Source organism: Streptomyces barringtoniae (assembly GCF_020819595.1).
GTDB lineage: Bacteria > Actinomycetota > Actinomycetes > Streptomycetales > Streptomycetaceae > Streptomyces > Streptomyces barringtoniae.
On the sequence record NZ_JAJHNP010000005.1, the window covers coordinates 443,439 to 464,850 of the forward strand.

At 72.8% G+C, this 21,412-nt stretch carries 19 protein-coding genes and 1 riboswitch; of the genes, 10 read left to right on the top strand and 9 right to left on the bottom strand.

The features are described from left to right. Window positions 1–46 precede the first annotated feature (46 nt). Entirely contained in the window at window positions 47–1,261 is a 1,215-nt protein-coding gene (locus tag LMU33_RS11370; RefSeq protein ID WP_228619690.1) for an MFS transporter, read from the top strand. Between the two features lie 54 nt (window positions 1,262–1,315). Here the strand turns inward: LMU33_RS11370 and LMU33_RS11375 are convergent, their stop codons facing one another. Continuing rightward, window positions 1,316–1,807 carry an inorganic diphosphatase gene (locus tag LMU33_RS11375; RefSeq protein ID WP_228619692.1) on the bottom strand — a complete coding sequence of 164 codons (492 nt, stop codon included), beginning with the start codon at window positions 1,805–1,807 and terminating at the stop codon, window positions 1,316–1,318. Window positions 1,808–2,027: 220 nt separating this feature from the next. Then, window positions 2,028–2,093, top strand: a riboswitch (Fluoride riboswitch). A 30-nt stretch (window positions 2,094–2,123) separates the two neighbouring features. Here LMU33_RS11375 and LMU33_RS11380 point away from each other — a divergent pair. Further along, window positions 2,124–2,603: an inorganic diphosphatase gene (locus LMU33_RS11380; RefSeq protein ID WP_228619693.1), complete on the top strand. Its 480-nt coding sequence runs from the start codon at window positions 2,124–2,126 to the stop codon at window positions 2,601–2,603. Window positions 2,604–2,819: 216 nt separating this feature from the next. Next, window positions 2,820–3,647, top strand: coding sequence for a ZIP family metal transporter (locus LMU33_RS11385; protein WP_228619695.1), 828 nt, complete (start codon window positions 2,820–2,822; stop codon window positions 3,645–3,647). A 38-nt stretch (window positions 3,648–3,685) separates the two neighbouring features. Here LMU33_RS11385 and LMU33_RS11390 read toward each other — a convergent pair whose 3' ends face one another. Then, window positions 3,686–5,449 (bottom strand): ABC transporter ATP-binding protein, encoded by a 1,764-nt coding sequence (locus tag LMU33_RS11390; RefSeq protein WP_443728964.1) that lies wholly within the window; start codon window positions 5,447–5,449, stop codon window positions 3,686–3,688. A 277-nt stretch (window positions 5,450–5,726) separates the two neighbouring features. Next, complete coding sequence (locus LMU33_RS11395; RefSeq protein ID WP_228619697.1) at window positions 5,727–6,083, bottom strand: ArsR/SmtB family transcription factor; 357 nt, start codon at window positions 6,081–6,083, stop codon at window positions 5,727–5,729. Window positions 6,084–6,280: 197 nt separating this feature from the next. Between LMU33_RS11395 and LMU33_RS11400 the strand changes: the two genes are divergently transcribed. Continuing rightward, window positions 6,281–7,258: a cation diffusion facilitator family transporter gene (locus LMU33_RS11400; protein WP_372477926.1), complete on the top strand. Its 978-nt coding sequence runs from the start codon at window positions 6,281–6,283 to the stop codon at window positions 7,256–7,258. Window positions 7,259–7,458: 200 nt separating this feature from the next. Here LMU33_RS11400 and LMU33_RS11405 read toward each other — a convergent pair whose 3' ends face one another. Both LMU33_RS11405 and LMU33_RS11410 read right to left on the bottom strand, forming a co-directional pair. Further along, window positions 7,459–9,063, bottom strand: coding sequence for an MFS transporter (locus tag LMU33_RS11405; RefSeq protein ID WP_228619699.1), 1,605 nt, complete (start codon window positions 9,061–9,063; stop codon window positions 7,459–7,461). Window positions 9,064–9,160: 97 nt separating this feature from the next. Beyond that, on the bottom strand, window positions 9,161–10,114 hold the full coding sequence (locus tag LMU33_RS11410) for a DMT family transporter (RefSeq protein ID WP_228619701.1): 954 nt from the start codon (window positions 10,112–10,114) through the stop codon (window positions 9,161–9,163). A 294-nt stretch (window positions 10,115–10,408) separates the two neighbouring features. Between LMU33_RS11410 and LMU33_RS11415 the strand changes: the two genes are divergently transcribed. The 3 genes from LMU33_RS11415 to LMU33_RS11425 all read left to right on the top strand — a co-directional run bounded on the left by LMU33_RS11415 (window position 10,409) and on the right by LMU33_RS11425 (window position 13,138). Next, a complete protein-coding gene (locus LMU33_RS11415; protein WP_228619702.1) occupies window positions 10,409–10,870 on the top strand; it encodes an ATP-binding protein in 462 nt (153 codons plus the stop codon). 456 nt (window positions 10,871–11,326) lie between these two features. Next, window positions 11,327–12,118, top strand: coding sequence for an esterase/lipase family protein (locus LMU33_RS11420; RefSeq protein WP_228619704.1), 792 nt, complete (start codon window positions 11,327–11,329; stop codon window positions 12,116–12,118). A 129-nt stretch (window positions 12,119–12,247) separates the two neighbouring features. Further along, window positions 12,248–13,138: a GNAT family N-acetyltransferase gene (locus tag LMU33_RS11425; protein ID WP_228619706.1), complete on the top strand. Its 891-nt coding sequence runs from the start codon at window positions 12,248–12,250 to the stop codon at window positions 13,136–13,138. A gap of 89 nt (window positions 13,139–13,227) precedes the next feature. Here LMU33_RS11425 and LMU33_RS11430 read toward each other — a convergent pair whose 3' ends face one another. Further along, window positions 13,228–14,223, bottom strand: a complete 996-nt coding sequence (locus LMU33_RS11430) for a hypothetical protein (protein WP_228619707.1) — start codon at window positions 14,221–14,223, stop codon at window positions 13,228–13,230. A 296-nt stretch (window positions 14,224–14,519) separates the two neighbouring features. Continuing rightward, window positions 14,520–15,704 carry a site-2 protease family protein gene (locus tag LMU33_RS11435; RefSeq protein ID WP_228619709.1) on the bottom strand — a complete coding sequence of 395 codons (1,185 nt, stop codon included), beginning with the start codon at window positions 15,702–15,704 and terminating at the stop codon, window positions 14,520–14,522. A 249-nt stretch (window positions 15,705–15,953) separates the two neighbouring features. Here LMU33_RS11435 and LMU33_RS11440 point away from each other — a divergent pair, with 249 nt between their 5' ends. Next, window positions 15,954–16,316, top strand: coding sequence for a DUF488 domain-containing protein (locus LMU33_RS11440; RefSeq protein ID WP_228619711.1), 363 nt, complete (start codon window positions 15,954–15,956; stop codon window positions 16,314–16,316). A gap of 160 nt (window positions 16,317–16,476) precedes the next feature. Here the strand turns inward: LMU33_RS11440 and LMU33_RS11445 are convergent, their stop codons facing one another. Continuing rightward, on the bottom strand, window positions 16,477–16,941 hold the full coding sequence (locus LMU33_RS11445) for a pyridoxamine 5'-phosphate oxidase family protein (RefSeq protein WP_228619774.1): 465 nt from the start codon (window positions 16,939–16,941) through the stop codon (window positions 16,477–16,479). Window positions 16,942–17,257: 316 nt separating this feature from the next. Then, window positions 17,258–17,941 carry a CBS domain-containing protein gene (locus LMU33_RS11450; RefSeq protein WP_228619713.1) on the bottom strand — a complete coding sequence of 228 codons (684 nt, stop codon included), beginning with the start codon at window positions 17,939–17,941 and terminating at the stop codon, window positions 17,258–17,260. A gap of 277 nt (window positions 17,942–18,218) precedes the next feature. Between LMU33_RS11450 and LMU33_RS11455 the strand changes: the two genes are divergently transcribed. Further along, complete coding sequence (locus LMU33_RS11455; RefSeq protein WP_228619715.1) at window positions 18,219–18,902, top strand: response regulator; 684 nt, start codon at window positions 18,219–18,221, stop codon at window positions 18,900–18,902. Window positions 18,903–19,074: 172 nt separating this feature from the next. Beyond that, window positions 19,075–20,790 carry a sensor histidine kinase gene (locus LMU33_RS11460; RefSeq protein ID WP_228619717.1) on the top strand — a complete coding sequence of 572 codons (1,716 nt, stop codon included), beginning with the start codon at window positions 19,075–19,077 and terminating at the stop codon, window positions 20,788–20,790. The last annotated feature ends 622 nt before the right edge of the window (window positions 20,791–21,412 follow it).

Genomic DNA, 21,412 nt, shown 5'->3' on the forward strand with positions numbered 1-21,412 from the left:
CCGGGCCGGGGGCGGCGTTCGTCGGGGTGTCGGTTGCGGAGGCGCTGTGGGAGAGCGGGAGGCGGACCGGTCGTCGCTGCGGATGGGGCCGTGGCGGTTCGTGGTCTGGTTCGGCACGGTCAGTCTGCTCGCCGATTTCGTGTACGAGGGCGCCCGTTCGATCACCGGCCCGCTGCTCGCCTCGCTGGGCGCGTCCGCCCTCGTCGTCGGCGTGGTCACGGGCGCAGGGGAGGCGGCGGCGCTGGGGTTGCGGCTGGTCTCCGGCCCGCTGGCCGACCGCACTCGCCGCTTCTGGGGCCTGGCGATCGCCGGGTACGCCCTGACGGTCGTCTCCGTCCCGCTGCTCGGCGTCGCCGGGGTGCTGTGGGCCGCGTGCGCCCTGGTGATCGCCGAGCGGGTCGGCAAGGCGGTGCGCTCACCGGCGAAGGACACCCTGCTGTCGCATGCCACCGCCGCCACCGGGCGCGGTCGCGGCTTCGCCGTCCATGAGGCGATGGACCAGATCGGCGCCCTCGTCGGCCCGCTGCTGGTGGCGGGCGTGCTCGCGCTGACCGGGAACGACTACGGACCCGCGCTCGGTGTGCTCGCCGTGCCCGGCATTGCCGTACTGCTGCTGCTGTTCCGGCTGCGGGCCCGGGTGCCGGACCCGGAAGCCTACGAACGCGAGGTGACGGGCGCAGCACCCACGACACCGGACGGGCAGGAGGGGCAGAACGGGCGACTGCCGAGGGCGTTCTGGACCTACGCCGCGTTCACCGCGGCGACCACGAGCGGGTTCGCGACCTTCGGCGTGCTCTCCTACCACCTGGTCCAGCGCCATCTGCTGTCCACCGCGTGGGTGCCGGTGCTGTACGCCGCGGCGATGGCCGTGGACGCGCTCGCCGCGCTCGCCACCGGATGGCTGTACGACCGGCACGGCCCACGGGTGTTGATCGCCCTGCCCGTCCTCACGGCGGGTGTGGTGGCGCTGGCGTTCACCGACACGGTCGTCGTCGCGGTGGTCGGGTCGCTGGTATGGGGCGCGGCCATGGGCATCCAGGAGTCCACCCTGCGCGCCACGGTCGCGGACCTGGTGCCCAGCGGGCGACGCGCGACCGCGTACGGCCTGTTCGCCGGCGTGGTCGGCGCGGCGAGTCTGGCCGGCGGCGCGCTGACCGGCGGGCTGTACGGCTACTCGATCCCCGTGCTGATCACGGTGGTTGTGGCCGTCGAGGCCCTGGCGGTGGTGTTGCTGCTGGTCACCAGGAGCAGCCGGCGCTGACACAAGGGCGGGGGAGTTGCCGTGGCGAACCCTGTCGTGCAGGGCCGGGGCGGCTCACGCCCGTTCGCTCGTGACCGCGCGCCGCCGGGATGCTTCGATCTCCTCGTACGCCGCGTCCCGGCCCTCCCAGTGAGAGCCTTCGACGGACTTGCCGGGTTCCAGGTCCTTGTAGACCTCGAAGAAGTGGGTTATCTCCAGCCGGTCGAACTCGGAGATGTCACCGATGTCCTGCAGGTCCGCGTAGCGCGGGTCGTGCGCGGGGACGCACAGCACCTTTTCGTCGGGGCCGTGTTCGTCCGTCATGCAGAACATGCCGACGGCCCGGCACTCGACGGTGCAGCCGGGGAAGGTGGGATCGCCGGTCAGGACGAGCGCGTCGAGCGGGTCGCCGTCGCGGCCGAGGGTGCCGTCGATGTAGCCGTAGTCCGCCGGGTACTTGGTGGAGGTGAACAGCAGACGGTCCAGGCGGATGCGGTGCAGGGTGTGGTCCATCTCGTACTTGTTGCGGGAACCCTGGGGGATCTCCACGGTCACCAAGAACTCCACGTCGTCCTCCATCGGTCGTAGACCGGCGGTCGGTCCGGGTGCGTCCGGACCTCCAGCGGGTCTGCGTCGGTGAGCCCCATCACCGGCATGTCCGCACGGGGTGTGCCCTTCCAGTGTGCTCCTCGAGCCGTTCCGGGCCGGCCACCGGGGCTGGCCGGCCGCCGGGCTTCGGGGGTCCGGTCCCGCCTGGTTGCCGAGGCGGACGTCCGGCAGGAGACTGCTCGTATCCGGCGATGGGGCTCGCCGCCAACCGCACCGACGCGGTGCCGATGGCCTCTACCCGCTGACCGTGCTCACGTCTGAGGAGGTCAGGGCCATGCCCCGGATCACCGTCGACATCGACGCCACCGCTTCCTCCACCATCCGTACGTCCGACGACGGCGCCTCCGGCCGCCTGACCTCGACGGGCTGGCCGGTCGGACACGGACGGGTCCCCGACACCCTCGACGCCGACGGGTTGCCCCTGGACGCCCTGGTCCTGATGCCCGAACCCGCCCTGGCCGGCACCACCGTGCCCGCCTGGCCGCTGGGCGTCCTGCACCGCATCGGGGCACAGGCCGTGCCCGCCGCCCCCGTGCTGTTGTGCGTGGCCGAGGACCCTTCCTTCGTCGGCCTCGTCGACACGGACGACCTGTCACGCTGGCATGCCGAGGGCGACGCCTGGGCCGCCGTTCTGGCGCGCCTGCAGCGCCGGGCCGTCGGCGAGGTCATCGACTGCGGCACCCGCGCCGAGGCCGAGCACCTGATCAGCGACGCCCATCACGCCTACGAGCGGCTCACCGGATGCCTCGAATGACGGCTCACGGGAGGCGTGGGACGAGGGCGGACGAAGACCCGCCGCCCGCATCGGCCCGGCGGCGAAGGGACACCGACCGACAACGGATCCGTCAAGATTCACCCAAGTGCCGCAGAGGATCTATTAGGTAAGGCTCACCTAACCCTATGCTGTGGTCGTCCCCAGGCAGCCCACCCCCACCAGGCCGCCATCAGAGCACGACCCGGAGTTCTCCCCATGTCCAGCGGCAACATCGCCCTGCTCGGCGCCATCGCGGGCCTCACCATCTACCTTGGCCTCCCGCTCGGCCGGCTGCGTACCCCGACGCCTCGCCTGAAGGCCGGGCTGAACGCCGTGGCCATCGGCATCCTCGTCTTCCTCGTCTGGGACGTGCTCACCCACGCCTGGGAACCGGTCGACGAAGCGCTGAGTGACCACCGCTGGGCGACGGTTGCCTCCGGCGGACTCGTCCTGGCCGCCGGACTCACGGTCGGACTCGCCGGTTTGGTGTACTACGACGCCTGGACCGCCCGCCGCCGAGCCGCCGCCGGGCGTCCCGCCGGTCCCGGTGCCGCCGCGGCGACGGAGCTCGCGCCGAAGACCCGCAGCCAGGCGGCCTCCCTCGCCCTGATGATCGCGACCGGCATCGGCCTGCACAACTTCGCCGAGGGCCTGGCCATCGGCAACTCCGCCGCCAAGGGCGAACTCTCCCTCGCCGTGCTGCTCATCATCGGCTTCGGCCTGCACAACGCCACCGAGGGCTTCGGCATCGTCGCGCCGCTCGCCGCCGAGGGCGAACGCCCCACCTGGACCAACCTCTTCTGGCTCGGCCTGATCGGCGGCGGACCCACCTTCCTCGGCACCCTCGTCGGCCAGCACCTCGTCAACGACACCCTCTCCATCGCGTTCCTGGGGCTGGCCGCCGGCTCCATCCTCTATGTCGTCATCGAACTGCTCGCCGTAGCCCGCAAGGCCAATCTGAAGACGCTCACCACCTGGTGCGTCCTCCTCGGTCTGCTCCTCGGCTTCGCCACGGACGCCGTGGTGACCGCCGCCGGAGCCTGAAACGACACGGCATCCGCAGGGGCGTCCCCGCCTCTGCTTCAGCCGGAGGCGAGGAACTGCGTGGCGGCGAGCTCGGCGTAGAGGGGGTCGTGGGCGACGAGTTCGCGGTGGGTGCCCACGGCGCGGACCCGGCCCGCGTCCATGACCACGATCCGGTCGGCCATCGTGACGGTGGAGAGCCGGTGCGCGACCACCAGCACGGTCGTGGCGCGGGCGACCTCGGTGACCGTGTCGCGCAGCGCCGCCTCGTTGACCGCGTCCAACTGGCTGGTGGCCTCGTCCAGGAGGAGCAGGCGGGGGCGGCGCAACAGCGCACGGGCGATGGCGACACGCTGGCGTTCGCCGCCCGACAGCTTGGTGCCCCGGTGTCCCACCAGCGTGTCCAGGCCTCTGGGGAGGCGGGCGACGAGGCCGTCGAGACGGGTGGTCTTCAGCACGCGGGTCAGCTCCGCCTCGTCCGCGCCCGGATTGCCGAGCAGCAGGTTGTCGCGCAGGGAACCGGACAACACCGGGGCGTCCTGCTCGACATAGCCGATGGCCGACCGCAGTTCGGGCAGGGGCCAGTCGGCGAGGGCGCGGCCGTCGACGGTGATACGGCCCGACGTGGGGTCGTAGAACCGCTCGATGAGCGAGAAGAGCGTGGTCTTGCCCGCGCCGGACGGGCCCACGAAGGCCGTCATGCCGAGGGCGGGCACCGCGAAGCTCACGCCGTGGTGGACATGGGGCAGGTCGTCCCCGTAGCGGAAGCGGACGTCGTCGAAGACGACGGCGGCGGGTGGGGCACCGGGTTCGGGCAGCGGCGCGGGCTCCGCCGCAGGTTCGGCGGGCAGGCGCAGCGCCTCCTGGATCCGGGCCAGTGCGGCCGCTCCCGCCTGGTACTGCGTGACGGCGCCGACGACCTCCTGGATCGGCGACATCAGATAGAAGACGTACAGCAGGAACGCGATCAGCGTGCCGACGCCGATGGCGCCGGTGGCCACCCGGGCGCCGCCCACCGCGAGTACGGTGATGAAGGCGAGCTGCAGGGCCAGCCCCGCCGTGTTGCCCGCCGCGGCCGACCACTTGGCCGCCCGCACGCTCTCCCGCCAGGACCGCTCCGCCGCGTCGTGGACGGCCCGCTCCTCGCGGTGCTCGGCACCGGACGCCTTGATGGTGCGCAGTGCGCCGAGGACGCGCTCCAGCGAGGCGCCCATCGCCCCGACCGCGTCCTGCGCCTGCCGGCTGGCGCGGTTGATGCGGGGCACGATCACCCCGATCACCGTGCCCGCCCCGCCCAGCACGCCGATGGTCACACCGAGCAGCACGGGGTCGACGACACCCATCATCACCAGCGTGGCGACCAGGGTGAGCCCGCCGGTGCCGAGGCCCACCAGCGACTCGGTGGTGACCTCGCGCAGCAGCGTGGTGTCGGAGGTGACGCGGGCCATCAGGTCGCCCGGCTCGGTGCGGTCCACCGCGCTGACGCGCAGCCGCAGCAGATACGACGACAGGGTGCGCCGCGCGCCGAGCACCACCGACTCGGCGGTGCGCCGCAGTACGTAGGAACCCAGCGCGCCGAGCGCCGCGTTGGTCACCACCAGCACCGACATACCGAGCAGCGCGCCGGTGACGGAGCGGTGGTCCGCGAGGGCCCCGATGAGGGAGCGGGTCACCAGGGGAAGGACGAGCCCGGTGCCCCCGGTGATCAGCGACAGCACGGCACCCAGCAGCAGCATCCCGCGGTGCGGCCGCACGTACTCGAGCAACAGCCGCCGGGTGGACTCGGGGGCCGGGGCGGGGGCGGCGTCCGCTGCCGCGCTCACGAAGCGCGACCCGGTGCGCCGGGTATGCGGGGGCAGTGGTCCAGGGCGCGGGGCGGTCGTCGCCGTATCGGATGGGGCAGCGGCCGGAAGAACCCCGCCACCGCGTCCGTGCGCCCGCGCCCGGCACCGGCCCGACCGGCGACGCTCACGGTGGTGGTCCGGTCATCCGCCACGGAACCCGCCTCCCCCAGCAGTCTGTTCGCCTGCCCGAAGGATACGGGGGCCGCCCTGTGTCCACACCTGACATTTCACGCGACGCCCCCTGCGGTGCGGAGGGTCAGTCGTGCGGCGGGAGATGGCCGATCTGGTGGTCGGCGATGTTCAGTGCCTCGTCGACCAGGCGGCGCAGATGCCCGTGCCGCAGGGCGTACACGACCCGGCGCCCCTCCTTCCGGGTGGTCACGAGTCCGGCCAGGCGCAGCCGGGCCAGATGCTGGCTGACCGACGTCCGTGTGGCGTCGGTCGCCCCGGTCAGCGTCGTGACGTCGGCCTCCCCCTCGCCGAGCCGCCGCAGCAGAGCCAGACGGGTGCGGTCGGCCAGCAGGCCGAGGACCTCCACGGCGACGGCGAGGCGTTCGCCTTCGTCCACTTGTTGCGAGGGGTGCGCACCTGATAGATGCATGCGTGCGTTCATGTGCACATAATGGGGGAGCAGCAGTACCGGCGTCCACCTCCGACCCGCCCGCCGTCCGCGAAAGGTGCACCGTGAACGAGCAGACCCACACCCATCAGCCGCCCGGGCACCGGCACGCTCACGGGCACCACCATGGTGGCCGTGACCATGATCATCACGGCCATGAACACCCGCACGGAAGCGGGCGGTGGCCGAAGGTGCGCCACCAACTCGCTCACCTGGTCACTCCGCACAGCCACGAGGCCATGGACAAGGTCGACTCCGCGATGGAGACCTCCCGCGAGGGGATGCGCACGCTGTGGCTGTCGCTTGCCGTCCTCGGGGCGACCACCGTGGTCCAGGCGGTGATCGTGGCCGTATCCGGGTCGGTCGCACTGCTGGGCGACACCATCCACAACGCCGCCGACGCGCTCACCGCCGTACCTCTCGGCATCGCGTTCGTCATCGGGCGGCGGGTGGCCAATCGCCGCTACACATACGGATACGGTCGCGCCGAGGACCTGGCCGGCATCGTCATCGTGCTGACCATCACCGCCACGTCCGCGCTGGCCGCCTACGAGGCCGTCGACCGCCTGCTGCACCCCCGCGACGTCAGCCACCTGTGGGCCGTCGCCCTCGCCGCGCTGGCCGGCTTCGTCGGCAACGAGTGGGTGGCCCGTTACCGCATCCGCACCGGCCGCAAGATCGGTTCCGCCGCGCTGGTCGCCGACGGCCTGCACGCCCGTACCGACGGATTCACCTCCCTCGCCGTCCTCCTCGGGGCCGGCGGCGCCGCTCTCGGCCGGCGCTGGGCCGACCCGGCCGTCGGGCTGCTGATCACGGCCGCGATCCTCATGGTGCTCAAGGACGCCGCCCGCGAGGTCTACCGGCGCCTGATGGACTCCGTCGACCCCGCACTGGTCGACCGCGCCGAGCGGGCCCTGCGCACCGTCGAGGGCGTCGAGCACGTCGGCTCGGTGCGGATGCGCTGGATCGGCCACTCCCTGCGCGCCGAGACCGACATCGTCGTCGACCCGCGGCTCAGTGTCGCCCGGGCCCACGCCATCGCTGTCGAAGCCGAACACGCCCTGATCCATGCGGTGCCCCGGCTGACCGCCGCCACCGTACACACCGACCCGCACCCCACTGCCGACAGCGGCGACCCCCACGCGGCACTCAGCCACCACGCCACCTGACCTGGAGGTGCGCTCCCAGTGATCGGCGACGCCGGACATGAAGACCGGACATGAAGACCGGACATGAAGAGCTGAGGGCGGTCAGGCGCTGTCCTTGCGCTCGACGACGAGGACGCGGGCCTGCGGCCTCGGGTGAGCCACGTGGTCGTCGCCGGGCTCGACGCAGCACACGCGGCCGGGCACCAGCCGCTCGACGCGTTCTACGGGCGGAGTAGGCGACCAGGTGCGGTTGGCCGGCGACGAGCGCACGCCGGACGTCCACCATCGCTTCGTCCTGGGGGAGAGGACCTCGGCCGCCGGGCGCAGGTGGCGCTCATCCTCCCGGGCCAGGCATGGCGCTTCGTCACTTCCCCGTTCCGCCTGCCCGTTCGTCGGCGGGGTGACTGCCGCGTCCGTCCGTCGGCGGGCCGCCGGTCGTGGCTCGCCCGGGGGAGCAGGTGACCGGGCAGCAGGCGGAGCGCCAGGACGGCGGCGACGACGTAGAGCAGTGCCGAGCCCAGGGCGACGGTGTGGAAGCCGTGCACGAAGTGCGCGCCGCTGCCGGGCCGGCCGGCGATGGCACCGGCCACCGCGATGCCGATGGCGCCGCCGGCCTGGCGCGCGGTGTTGTTGATGGCCGAGGCGAGTCCGGAGCGTTCGCCGGGCACGGAGGCGATGGCCGCGGCGACGACAGCGGGGGTCAGCAGGCCCAGTCCGACGCCCCACAGCAGGAACGCGGGCAGCAGGGCGCCGTAGCCCGACGACGGCGTCACCCCGGTCAGCAGCGCCAGCCCCGCCGCGGCGATGAGCAGCCCGGCACCGGCCGGCAGGCGGGCCCCGATCCAGCCGGTCAGTCGCCCGCCGAACGGTGCCAGCACTGCCAGCGGCGCGAACAGGGGGACGATCGCCAGGCCCGCTTCGAGAGGTGGGCGGTGCTGGAGCGACTGCAGGAACAGCATCAGGACGAACAGCGTGCCGAGGGTGCACAGGTTCATCGTCCCGGCCGCCGTGTTCGCCACGCTGAATCCCGCGCGCCGGAACAGCGCCAGCGGCAGCATGGCCTCATCCCCGCGGCGCCGCTCGACCAGGGCGAGCGCGACGAGCGCCGCCAGGGCCACCACCGCGGTCGCGACGACCGGCGCCGACCCGCCGCCGGGGCGCCCGCCCTGGATGAACGCGAACGTGGTCGCCGGCAACAGCAGGCTCGCCAGCACCAATCCGGGCAGGTCCAGACCCCTGGCCTGCGGCTCCCTGCTCTCCCGGACGATCGCCCCGGCCCAGGCCAGGGCCACCAGCACGATCGGCACGTTGAGGAGGAAGATGGCACGCCAGCCGAAGCCGTCGACCAGAGCCCCGCCCAGCAGCGGCCCCGCGGGCAGGGCGAGGCTGCCGATGCCCGCCCACACGCCGATGGCCTTCGCCTGCCCGGCCCCCTCGGGGAAGGCGTCACTGATGATCGCCAGGGTGCCGGGCAGCAGCAGCGCGGCCCCGATTCCCTGCACGACGCGGGCGGCGACCAGCACCGCGACGCCGGGGGCCAGGCCGCAGGCGAGCGAGCCCGCCCCGAAGACGATCAGCCCGATCAGCGCGATCCGTTTGTGGCCGTGCAGATCGCCCAGCGTGCCGGCGGTCAGCATCAGCGACGCCAGCGCCAGCGCATAGCCGTCGACCACCCACTGCAGGCCGCTCACGTCGGCGCCGAGCCCGGAACCGATCCGCGGCAGCGCGACGTTCACGATCGTCACGTCGAGCAGCACCAGAAAGTAGCCGACACACATCACGACCAGTACGGTGCGCGGCGAGCCGCCCTTCCGGGCCCCGGGCACCGTCCGCAACAGACTCACAGCGGCACCGGCCACCCCGGCTGCGTACCCCCGGGGAACGCAGCCATTCCCGCGAACCAGCGGCGGACGGATACGGCGTTCAGCCCCCTGCGTCCGTACGCCGCCCGGGGCGGCGCGGGGCGGCGTGGGCATCCTCCGAGCGGTAGCCGCCCGGCCGCCGTGTCGCCCTCCCGCCCCCGCCCCGGCCGTTTGCCGCCGGGGGCCTGCGGGCGGTGGTGAAGTAGGCGCTGATGAGGATCAGTCCGCACCCGGCGAGTTGCAGCGGAGTGGGGCGTTCGCCCAGGACCACGGCGCTCAACACCACCGCGCCCACCGGTGTGAGCAGAAGCAGGACCGCGCCGACGTGACTGGCCAGTTTCGGCGAGGCGGTCGCGACCAGCAGCCAGCCCACGACCTGGCTGCAGACCGCCACCGCCAGCAGCCAGCCCAGCACCCGCAGGCCGGGCGCGATGTCGAACCCGTACCACGCCAGTCCGGCGAGGAGCGACACCACCGCGGCCGCCGCGATGACCACCGTGTACGTCTGCCGCACCTGCCCGCGGTGGCCGCCGCGACGCAGCAGGTACAGGAACCCGGAGTAGCACACGGCCGCCAGTACGGCGTGCACCGTGCCCCAGCGCGGGTCGGTGCCGACCGACACGCGCTGGTCCAGCACACCGCCGGTGAGCACGACGCCCAGGAGCAGCAGCGGCAGCCACCCCAGGAAGCGAGCGGGCACGGGCTCCCGGTCGACCGCCCAGGCGATCAACGGCACCAGAACCACCTGCACGTTCACCAGCACCGTCGACAGCCCGGCGCCCACCTCTCCGATGGCCTGTGTCCACAGCAGCATGTCCCCGGCGAACAGCACGCCCGCCGCGAACGCGAGCCCGTACCGCCGACGCGGCGGGGCACCCTCACGCCGATGCTCCGCACCGGCCAGCACCGCCAGGGCGGGCAGCGCCAGGACACACCGGTAGAACGAGGCCGTTCCGGGCGTGGTGTGTGCCAGGTCGAGCAGGACGGCCGAGGCCGACACGGACAGCGCTCCCATCGCCATTCCCCAGCCCGGACGCCGGACCGCCTCCCGTGACGGGTGCGGCAGGTGCAACGGCGACCGGCCTGTCGGCGGCTGTGTCCGCAGCCGTCTGCCGGGCGCGCGCCGATCACCGACCGGACGGGGCATGACGGTTCGCTCCCCTCGTACGAATCCGGGCTGTGGCTCGGACGAATCCGGGCTGTTCGGCTCGGACCACGACGCGTACCCCGGGCGGCATCCCCGACACCGCGAGCGCCTTTGGACAGGTGGACTGTTGGGCGCTGGTTCTCGCATGTCATCGTGGCGGTCATGACGATCGGCGTGGACGTGGCCGTCCTGGTCGGGCTGCAGGCTTCCGGAAAGTCCACCTTCTACACCCGGTGCCTGTCCGGCCAGTACGCGCTGGTCAGCAAGGATCTGTTTCCGCGGGGCGCCAAGAACAAGCAGCGGCGGCAGATGCGACTGGTGGAGGAGCACCTCGCGGCGGGGCGGCCGGTGGCGGTCGACAACACCAACCCCTCGCCACAGGAGTGGGGCCCGCTGGTGGAGCTGGCCCACTTGCACGGGGCGACCGTCACGGCCTACTGGTTCCCGCCGGACGCGGCCGACTCGCTGCGACGCAACGCCGCACGTGAGGGCCGTGAGCGCGTCCCGGACGCCGGCGTTCTCGCCACACTGAAGCGGCTGCGCAAGCCCTCGCCGGCGGACGGATTCGACCAGGTCCGGGAGGTGCGGTTCGACGGGCGGGGCGGCTTCGACGTGCGGGGGTGAGGCCTCCCCCGGTCCCGGGTCGGGCCGGCGCTCCCGTACGTGCGGCCACGGCGAAGGCCCGGGCCGGTGCCGTCGTCGCTCCGGCGACTGCTGTCGGCGCCGGGAGACGGGCGGGAAAGCCGGCCGCGACGGCCGTGCCGACCACGGCGACACCGAGCACGCTGCCCAGTTCCCGGGCCACGGTGTCGAGCCCCGCCCCGATGCCGACCCGATCCGGTGCCTGAGCCGTCCCCGACCAGCACAGCCGCGCCGGAAGGACCGAGGTGGAGCCGGATGGACCTCCTCCGCCACGGCCCCGCCGTCCGGACCGGCACCGACGGTGGAGCCAGGGTGGCGGAAGGGAATCAGAGAGGCGCGTGCAACGTTTTGGGGGAACATGGGGAATAGATGGAGCACAACGGGGGCGTACATCGGGAGGTGAGGGCTACGGGCACTCCCTTCAGCACGCAACTGTCGGTGCCGGGGCTCTCGCCGGTGCACGGTCTCGGTGCCGAGGCCGGCCGGGCGGCGGTACGCCTGGTCAGGCTGCCGGTCGATATCGCCGTGGAGGGCGTGGGCCAGCTGACCGGATGGATCGGTCATACCCGGCCCGCGCCGTCGGCGGAGTGGAGCACGCCACCGGCGGCCGACGCGACGATCCCGGTACTGCTGGTCCACGGCCTGGCCGACCGGGAGTGGGTGACCTCGTCCCTCCGGCGCGGCCTGGACGGCTGCGGCGCGGGCCCCTTCGTCACGGTCAGCTACAACGCGCTCAGCCCGGACATCCGCACGGCGGCCCGGGTCCTCGGTGACCAGGTGGAGATGGTGCATGCCCGCAGTGCTGCCCGGCCCGTGGTCCTGATCGGATACAGCCTGGGCGGGCTGATCGCCCGCTACTACGTGCAGCGCCTCGGCGGGGACCGGTGCGTGCCCCTGCTCATCACCCTGGCGACCCCGCACTCCGGGACCGCGACGGCCCTGCTGGCTCCGCCCCATCCGCTGCTGCGCCAGCTACGGCCGGGCAGCGACGTGCTGACAGAGCTCGCCGGGCCCGCCACCCGGTGCCGTACCCGGTTCGTGGCCTTCTACAGCGACCTGGACGAGGCCGTCGTACCGGCCGCCAGGGGCCGCATCGACCATCCCCACCTCAAGGCCCGCAACGTGCTCGTGCCCGGTGTCGGACATCTGACCCTCCCGCTGCACCAGCCGGTCATCGACCAGATGCGCTCACTGCTGACCGCCGCCGGCCAGGCCGTGGCCGCAGCATGATCTCCGCATCGCCCGTGACATCGGCTCCGCCCGCCCGTGACATCGGCGACGAATCGGGGAACGCTGGGATGTAGCGGGTAGGAACGAACGTAGGCGGTAAGAACGTCAGCACCTGTGCGGACCCACACCATGGCCTCTTCACCCAACCCCGACAGCGGCGCGACCATGCGTCCGTATCGCCCCGAGGACGAGCCAGGGGTGCAAGAGCTGATCGACGCGGACCGGCTCCCGGGGCAGCAGCGCTGCACACCGGAACAGCTGGCCGCCGCGCGTCACGGTCGGCTTGCCCTGGCCGGCTGGGCCACGTCGGCCCGGCCGGGTATCGGCGTCCTGGCCGACGCGGACGAGCGCCCCCGCGGCGTCGTCGCGTACGTGTCCTGGGTGGATGTCCGCACCGGCGTGATCTGCTGGGCGTACGGCCGCGAGGAGCCGCCCGTGCTGCGTACCCTCCTCGGCCATGCGTGCGCCGAACTGGCCCACTGCCCGAAGATCGACGCGTTCGTCGGCGCCCCGCCGGGTCCTCTGGGGCCGGGCGGCCTGCCCCGCGCCCGCCGCGCCGCCACCCACGACGCTCTGGTGGAGGCCGGATTCACCGGCCGTTGCCAGGGTGCCTACCTGTACTGCGCGCTACCGGGCGAGCCGTGGCCCGCCAAGCTGGTCGCCGACGTCTTCCCCTGCGAAGTCCCCCCGGGACACCGGCTGATCATCCGTGACGGGATCGAGCCGGTCGCGGAGGCGGTGGTCGGTGCCGGACCCGGCCGCGCCGCGACCGTGTACTGGATCGAGACCCGTCCCACCCACCGTGGCCGGGGCCTCGGCCGCAGGCTTCTCGGCCAGGCCCTGGCCCTGCTGGCCGAACAGGGCGCCTGCGAGGTCGCCCTCGTCATCGACGACGTCCCGCCCCGGACCCCGGAGAACGAAGCCGCCGCCCGGCTCTTCGGCTCCTTCGGCTTCACCCTTGTCGACCGGTTGTGGACCTACCGGCGGGAGCACCACCGAGCCCCGCTGCCGACCGCGTGAGTCCGGCGGTCGCGACCGCGGGGCCGTCCAGGGTGGCGGTACCGGGGTGTCCCTGCGCGAGCGGCACTGGTCCGGCGGGCCCTCGCTGGTCAGGCGAGTACTCGCTCGGAGGCCTTCTCCGCGGCCTTGAGGACGGTGGAACGTCCCTGGTGGCGCCGCTCGTACTCGAGGACCCGCCGGCAGTGCCTGGGTTCGGCGTCATTGAGCCGCTTGACGACCTCCTCCGCGGTCATGCCGTCGTAACCGGGCCAGGGCACCGGCCCGAGCAGGGCGGCGATCCGGCTCAGGACAGCCGGGCGGCCCGCGTGGGACCGCTCGTAGGCGCCGACCATGGCCAGGTCCGTCTGCGTCAGGTGCGGCAGCCGGTCGATGATCATCCTGGTGCTGAGCCTGCGGTAGTCGGGGATCGGCAGCTCGACCTCGCTGATGAGGGCTCCCCGCGGGGCGCCCTGGAGCCGGTCCGCACCCGGCATGCGCTCAGCCGTCTCCCGCAGCCAGCTGCTCCACTCGCGCACCGCCAGGGCCGCACCGCCCACACCGGATCCGTTGGTGGTCTCGCTGGCCGCCACCGCGGCTTCCGCGTGCTGCTCAAGAGCTTCGGCGAGCTCCTCCAGCGCCTCCTCGTCGTCATGGCGGATGGAGCTGAGCAGCTCGGTGGTGACGGCGTCCCGGGACTCCTGGGCGATGCGTTCGGCGGCCCGGCAGACGGCGAGGGCCAGCGCGGTGACCGCGTACTCGTCCTCGGCGTTCTTCAGCAGCCGCAGCTGGGTGGCCGTTCCCCGGCCGCGGAACACGGCGGCCGGAACCGACATCGCCATGTCGAGGGGCAGCCGGGCCGCGTGCCCGGTGAGCTGCCAGGCGCCGCCGAGGACGTTGTGCATCAGCCCGCGGGGCTGCAACGTACCCAGGCGTTCGTCGATGCGGTAGACGTGGCCGCGGGCGTCGCCGAGGCGGCGCTCCAGGACATCCCGGTGTTCACCGGGGGGCGTGACGGCGAGGTGGGCCTTGAAGCGGTCGGCGAGCGCCGCTTTGGTCTCACGGACCTCGCGCAGCGCCGGAACGAGCAAGTCTGTGGCTACGGACATCAAGGTTCCTTCGGATGCTCGGTGCTCGGGAGGAATCGGCCGGAATCCGGCCCCGCCCCCACCGTGCCCCGAACCGGCCACTCCCGCATCCTCCGCTCCGGCGTACGGGAGCGGGTGCAGGCGCGGGTGGATCCCGCACTCGGCGCAAAGGCCTGGGTCCTGGTGGTGCTGGAGTGCGGGAAGGCGGTGGCACTGCGTGCGGTACGTCTGTGTCGGTGCACTGAGCCATCCGGGGCCGGCGGGTCGGATCGTGGGCTGTGTGCCAGCCACCTGCCGCGTGCCCGCGTGCCTGCGTGCTACGTGGCGATCCCCTCGTGGCCCGCCCCTTCTCCGGGCGCTGCCGTCCCGTGGCTCGTCCCGTGGCGCTTGCCCGTCGTGTTCTGCTGATAGAGCCGTTGGATGTCGTGTGCGGTGATGATGCCGTCGAGGCGGGCGCCGTCCATGACCAGGACGGGCAGCCCGCCGCCGGTGCCGAGCCGTGCGAGGACCGCGGTGAGCTGCTCGTCCGGTGCGGCGATCGTGCACTGGGACACGGGTGTCGCGAGCTCCCGCACAGGACGCGCCTGCTGCTCGCCGGACGGAGCGACGGTCAGCAGGCGCAGCTGTACGACCCCGCTGGGCCGGCCTTCGAAGTCCAGCAGCGGCAGCACCGAATGCCGTGTCCGGGCGGCCACGTCGGCGAGGAAACGGTCCACGGTCAGCCAGTCGGGGCCGGTGTCCACCGGACTGGTCATCGCGTCGGCGACCCGCACGCCGCGCAGCGCCAGGGCCAGCTGGGCCCACCGGCGTTCGGCCGCGGCGGCGCCCGCCACGAACAGCGCGACGACCATCAGCCACAGTCCGCCCGTCATTCCCCTGGCGAACGCCAGCCACCCCACCACGGCCAGGGCCATGCCGATGACCTGTCCGGTGCGCCCGGCCGCGCGCTGGGCCCGCTCGCGGTCGCCGGAGCGCCACCACAGCGCGGCCTGAAGCACGCGGCCGCCGTCGAGTGGAGCGGCAGGCAGCAGGTTGAAGACGCCCAGCAGCAGGTTGGTAGCGCCGAGCCAGCCCAGTACGGCGACGGGGAGTCGCCAGCCGAGCGTCGCGTGGACTCCTTCCGCGGCGCCGACGGCGGCCCCGCCGAGCAGCAGGCTGGCGAGCGGTCCGCTGACGGCGACCGCGAACGTCGTCCGCGCCGTGGTCGGCCGGTCCATCCGGGTCATCCCGCCCAGCGCCCACAGCGTCATGTCCCGCACCGGCACCCCGGCCCGCCGGGCCATGAGCGCGTGCGCCGTCTCATGCGCCACCAGGCTGGCGAGCAGCAGGAGAGCGCCGGCCACCCCGGCCGTCGCGTACGCAAGGGGCGCCAGACCGGGCGCGTACGCGGGCAGCGTCCGGTCGGCCAGACCGTACGCGAACAGCAGCATGATCAACGGTACGCTCCAGTGTGCGCGCACCGTCACACTCCGCACACTCCCGATCCTGATCGAACCGTTCATCGCCAATTCACCACCGACGGAGCGACGCATACGGCCCCCCGCCGTGTCTCTCCCCCTCCATGGTCCATCGGTCACCCCACGACCGGAAACGTCCCGGCAAGGCGACGGCGGCCGAGGAGGCTGGACCGGTCCCGATAAAATGGACTGGTCGGGAGTGTCTGCTCCGCCGCAGGAGGCGAAGCAGCAGGGGGCGAAGCAGTCCAGCCGCTCAAGGCCGGGCCGGGCGGCCGATCTGGAAAGGGCAGCGCGATGGCCGAACGGATCGCCTATCGCAGGGTCTACGAGGACACCCCGCCCAAGGACGGGAAGCGCGTGCTCGTCGACCGCGTCTGGCCACGGGGCATGCGCAAGGAGGACGCGGATCTGCACGAGTGGCTCCGCGATGTCGCCCCGTCGAGCGAACTGCGCAAGTGGTACGCCCATGAGCCCAGCCGGTTCACCGAGTTCCGCCGCCGCTACCTGTCGGAGCTGCGCGACACGGAACACCGCGAGGCGGCCGAACACCTGCGGGACCTGGCGGCGCACGGCAAGCTCATGCTGCTGACCGCCACCAAGGACGTGGACCACAGCCAGGCCGCTGTCCTGGCGGAGTGGCTGACCGGGAACCGGTGACGAGGACGCGAGCCGTCGGCGGGCTCCCTCACCTTCGTCCCAGGTCCGCTCCCGGTGCTCCCGTAGGCGGTCATCGCGCCGGCCGCCGTTCCGCCAGGATGTACGGCTCGCACCTCTTCGCGTGCCCGCAGGGCGCCGCAGCGACGGCAGGCGACCGTGGTCAGGCGGATCCGGGCTCTTCGGCCGTGGTGAGCCGGACACCGGTGATCAGGTCGGGGCGGATGCGCACCGCGTGGTCCATGGTCTCGTTCACCCACGGCTGGAGCAGCCCCTGGTAGTGGGCCAGTTCCTCGGGATCGGTCACGGGGTGGGCGTAGCCGGTGACGACCACGCTCCAACCCAGATGGGTGTGCGGGTCGATGGTGTCGGCCTCGTAGGCGACGACGACGCCCGGGGCGCCCGCCTGCCGGGTGCGTGAGGTCAGGGCCGCACCTTCATGCGTGCGGATGACGATGTCGCCGTCGTCCAGGACGTGGTTGACCGGGCGGACGGTGGGCAGCGCCTGACGGGTGAAGACGATCCTGCCGAGGGAGACACTGCCCAGCAGCCGCAGCGCCTCGTCGCTGTCGAGCTCGACGCTGCGACGCGGCCCGGGGGGAACGGTCCCGACGTTGTCGGCGGTCATGGCGGGCTTCCGTACGGACTCGCTGCTCACTGCGGTGTGTCCCCGGCCGACGCGGCGGGGTTTCCACGCGCCCTGCCGCCGTCGAGACGAGCGGTGTACCGGTACGGCATGTGCGCTGTCCTCCTGGTCGCGGGCGGCTGCCTGTCCGCGGCGCCGGCGAGCCCGAGGCCATGGACAGATCGATCAGGTCATTGGAACGGCACCGGGGCTCCGCACACCAGGGCCGTTCGGCCCTGCTTTGCGCCGGGCGGACTTTGCGTGAGCGGGGTCCGCGGCACGACCCGCCGCCCCGCTCGGCCGCCGGCCGGTGTCCGGTTCAGGGAGACTCGCCGTGCGGCCACGGCCGGCAGCCGTCGCCCTCGAACTCCAGGTGGTTCACCACACCGACGACCCCGTCCACCCGCCAGGTCGACCGGATCACCGACGGGATGTCACTGCGCCGGGGGAGGCACCCGTCCAGTACGACCATGCCGTCCCGGACGGAGACGGTGACCCCACCGGATGCCAGGCCGAGTGCGCCGGGCAGGGCCTCCTCGATCACCTGCCGGCGAACCTCCTCGTCCGTACGCACGAAGCACCGCAGCAGGTCACGACGGGTGGCGATGCCGATGATGCGGTCCTCCTCGTCCACCACGGGCAGCCGGTCGACCCGATGACGCTCCATCATCCGTGCGGCGTCCGACACACGTTGCTCCGGATGAACCGTGACCGCGGGGCTCGTCATGAGCTCTCCCACGGCCGTGGCCGCCGATCCACGCGTCGAGCGCCTCAGACCGGGCAACGGAAACCGGCGGCCCCGGCCTGTTCGTGTCCGGGCCGGCCGTCCGCGCGCGAGGTCGGTGCCGGAGACCACGCCGACCACCTTGTCGTCGGGATCGACGACCGGAAGCGCACGGATGCGGTGCCGGTTCAGCAGGCGCAGCACCTCCTGCGACGATGTCTCCCGGCTCGCGCAAACGACATCGCCGTTCATGACCTCGCCGACGATGTGTGTCTTCATGGGGCTCGCCCTCCTCGCTCCGGCGCCCCTTCAGCCTCGCAGTCGGCTGCGCCGGCAGACAGGGCCGGACGTATCAGGAAAGAGGGCCGACCAGCCCCGCGCGGGTGCCCGACGGCGGCGCCGGGCGTCCCACGCCCCGTGGGTCCGTCGTGGCAAGGTGACATCAGGGCCGACCGGCCCTGGTCCTTGGGCCCGGGAACGAGAAGGATCCCGGTGGGCAGGGGCGGTCCTGTCCACCGGCGGACATCGGTGCGCAACGCGGAACAAGGAGTCTTCGATGGCGGACGGCGAGCAGGACAGCACGATCCGGGTCTTCCTGCTGGACGACCACGAGGTGGTGCGGCGCGGCGTGCGCGACCTGCTGAACGACGAGCCCGACATCAGCGTGATCGGCGAGGCCGGCACGGTGGAGCAGGCCCTGGTGCGCGTCCCCGCGCTGCGCCCGCAGGTGGCCGTCCTCGACGTACGCCTGCCCGACGGCGACGGCGTGACCGTGTGCCGCGAACTGCGCTCCCGGATGCCCGAGCTGGCCTGCCTGATGCTGACCTCCTTCGACGACGAGGAGGCGCTGCTCGACTCGATCATGGCGGGCGCGTCCGGTTACGTCCTGAAGCAGATCCAGGGCTCCGACCTGGTATCGGCTGTCCGCACCGTCGCCAGTGGCCAGTCTCTGCTCGACCCGAGCGCCACCGCCAAGCTGATGGCCCGGCTGCGCGGCGGTGAGCAGCAGGAGCAGGAGCCCGACGAACTGCGGGGCCTGACGGAACGTGAGCGGGAGATCCTGGCCCTGATCGGGGAGGGGCTGACCAACCGCCAGATCGGTCAGCGGCTCTACCTTGCCGAGAAGACGGTCAAGAACCACATCTCCCGGCTGCTCGCCAAGCTCGGCGTCGAGCGGCGTATCCAGGCCGCCGTCATCGCCACCCAGGTCCAGGACCGGCAGCGGCAGGAAAGCTCCTGAAGTCCCGAGACGGCCGTCTCCCCGTCCCTGTTTCGTTTCCGGCCGTCCCACCTCGCGTCCTCGAGCCGGCCGGTGCTCCCGGCCTCGTACCGCCTCCCCGCGTGGGCCGCTACCGTGGCCCCAGGCCGGAACGACGGGCCGACGGCGAGCGAGGGGCTGGGAGGACACGCTGGTGGGAAGCACCGAGGGCACGCGGGTGCGACTGCCGCAGTTGCGGTTGGACGAACTGCTGGCGGAGTTGCAGGCGCGCCTGGACGCGGCCCGCGGCACTCGGGACCGGGTGCACAGCCTGCTGGAGGCCGTCCTCTCGGTCGGCCGGGAGCTGGACCTCAAGCAGGCACTGCGCAGCATCGTGGAAGCGGCCGCCGTTCTGGTCGAGGCCGAGTACGCGGCTCTGGGTGTGATCGGACCGGACGGGAATCGCCTGTCGGACTTCCTCACCGTCGGCGTCGGCGAGGAGCAGATCACCCGGATCGGGCCCTACCCGGAAGGTCACGGCATCCTCGGTCAGTTGATCCGGCACCCCGAGCCGCTGCGGCTGGCCAAGCTCTCGGAGCACTCCGCCTCGTACGGCTTCCCGCCGGGCCATCCGCCCATGAACAGTTTTCTCGGCGTACCGATCCGGGTGCGCGACCAGGTGTTCGGCAACCTGTACCTGACCGAGAAGCGTGGCGGGGCACAGTTCGACGAGGAGGACGAGGCGGTCCTGTCCACCCTCGCCGTCGCCGCGGGCGTGGCCATCGACAACGCCCGCCTGTACGAGGAGTCCCGGCTGCGGGAACGCTGGCTGCAGGCGAGTGCGGAGATCACCCACGGCCTCATGTCCGGCAGCGGCCGCGGTGAGGCCCTCGGACTGATCGCCGAACGCGCCCTGGAGATCACCGACGCGGTGCTCGCCGTGGTCGCGGTGCCCATGGAGGGCACCGGCGCTCTCACGGTGGAACTCGCGATCGGACAGGAGGCGGAAGGCCACAGCGGCCTCGTACTGCCGGTCGACGACAGCCTGATCGGCCGTGCCTTCGCCACCGCCGCGCCCGTCACCAGCCCTGATGTGTCCCGCGGCGACGCAGACTCGGCCGCCCCGCCACGCTTCACCGGACTCGGTCCGGCCGTCGCCGTCCCGATCGGCACCGGCGAGGGTGTGCGGGGTGTGGTGCTGCTGGTCCGTGCGGCGGGTCAGACGGAGTTCACCGGCAAGGAGACCCAGCCGCTGCAGGGATTCGCCGCGCAGGCGGCCGTCGCGATGGAGCTCGCGCAGCGCCGGCAGCACGCCGAGCAGATCAGGCTGCTGGAGGACCGCGACCGCATCGCCAGGGACCTCCACGACCTGGCCATCCAGCGGTTGTTCGCCACCGGCATGACCCTGCAGAGCGCGGGCCGGTTCATCGAGCACCCCGAGGCCTCGGAGCGGGTGCTGCGCGCGGTGGACGACCTGGACGAGACCATCAAGATCATCAGGTCGACGATCTTCGGGCTGCGGACACGGGAGGGCGCCGACGGCCCCGGCCTGAGGGCCCGGGCGGTGCGCGTGGCCGGCGAGGCGGCACCGGTCCTGGGCTTCGCGCCCAGCCTGCGCATGGAGGGCCTGCTGGACACCCATGTGCCGAAGGAGGTCGCCGACCACGTGGTGGCCGTCCTGTCGGAGGCACTGACCAACACCGCCCGGCACGCGCATGCCGACCGCGCCGAGGTCGCCCTGACGACCGACGGCCGCGAACTCTGCCTCACCGTCTCCGACAACGGCGTGGGAATCCCGCCCGAGGGCCGCCGCAGTGGCCTGCGCAACATGGCCGAGCGGGCCGAACAGCTGGGCGGGGACCTGACGTTCACCGGCCCGCCCGACGGCGGCACCACGATCGTCTGGCGGGTGCCGGTGGCGGACGCCTAGCGGCGCGCACCTCGTCGTCGCCGCGGTCCGCTCGGACCGTGGCTGCGGCCCACGGTCCGTCGCGGTCGCCGCCTCGGCGCCCAGATGCCACACGTGGGATGCGAACGGCCGGGACCAGCCGGCGGGTCCGGCCGACGACGACCGCCCTCGCCCGTACGCCGCCGACGACAACGGCCGTCGCCCTGTGCCGACGAGGGCGACGGCCGTCGTGCGAGCGTCGTGCCTCCCCCGACACGAGACCCGCGCGGACGTCCTCGCCACTCGTGGGGGACCGCGGGAAGGAATCGCCCCACCTCTTCGGAGTCGCAAGGACGTGGCACCGCAGCCTGGTTGACGTCGCGTCCGGAGAGGACTGCCGCGGTTGCTGCCTACGAGAGTGGAACCGGGACGGGCTGCCGGGAAGAGGGCCGAACGGCCCTCAGGCCAGGGTCCGAAGGCCCCGCTGTGACACCGGCCGGACCACGGGCCCGCCGGCGTGGGCCGAGCGGGTCGTGCGGCGCTCGGCCCCCCGCCGCGTCGGCGCCCTGGACGCCGCGTACGAGATCGTGGCTGAGTTCGGCTCCCGGGAGCCTTGCCGTGCCATGCGACGCGATGTCCGGCTCCCGTCCCAAACAGCCCGTCG

Excerpts from the sequence above, each read along its gene's own strand:
- LMU33_RS11380 (WP_228619693.1), top strand. The coding sequence starts at position 2,124 with ATGCCCCGGATCACCGTCGACATCGACGCCACCGCTTCCTCCACCATC.
- LMU33_RS11385 (WP_228619695.1), top strand. The coding sequence starts at position 2,820 with ATGTCCAGCGGCAACATCGCCCTGCTCGGCGCCATCGCGGGCCTCACC.
- LMU33_RS11395 (WP_228619697.1), bottom strand. The coding sequence starts at position 6,083 with ATGAACGCACGCATGCATCTATCAGGTGCGCACCCCTCGCAACAAGTG.
- LMU33_RS11410 (WP_228619701.1), bottom strand. The coding sequence starts at position 10,114 with ATGGGAGCGCTGTCCGTGTCGGCCTCGGCCGTCCTGCTCGACCTGGCA.
- LMU33_RS11415 (WP_228619702.1), top strand. The coding sequence starts at position 10,409 with ATGACGATCGGCGTGGACGTGGCCGTCCTGGTCGGGCTGCAGGCTTCC.
- LMU33_RS11425 (WP_228619706.1), top strand. The coding sequence starts at position 12,248 with ATGGCCTCTTCACCCAACCCCGACAGCGGCGCGACCATGCGTCCGTAT.
- LMU33_RS11430 (WP_228619707.1), bottom strand. The coding sequence starts at position 14,223 with ATGTCCGTAGCCACAGACTTGCTCGTTCCGGCGCTGCGCGAGGTCCGT.
- LMU33_RS11435 (WP_228619709.1), bottom strand. The coding sequence starts at position 15,704 with ATGAACGGTTCGATCAGGATCGGGAGTGTGCGGAGTGTGACGGTGCGC.
- LMU33_RS11440 (WP_228619711.1), top strand. The coding sequence starts at position 15,954 with ATGGCCGAACGGATCGCCTATCGCAGGGTCTACGAGGACACCCCGCCC.
- LMU33_RS11445 (WP_228619774.1), bottom strand. The coding sequence starts at position 16,941 with ATGACCGCCGACAACGTCGGGACCGTTCCCCCCGGGCCGCGTCGCAGC.
- LMU33_RS11450 (WP_228619713.1), bottom strand. The coding sequence starts at position 17,941 with ATGAAGACACACATCGTCGGCGAGGTCATGAACGGCGATGTCGTTTGC.
- LMU33_RS11455 (WP_228619715.1), top strand. The coding sequence starts at position 18,219 with ATGGCGGACGGCGAGCAGGACAGCACGATCCGGGTCTTCCTGCTGGAC.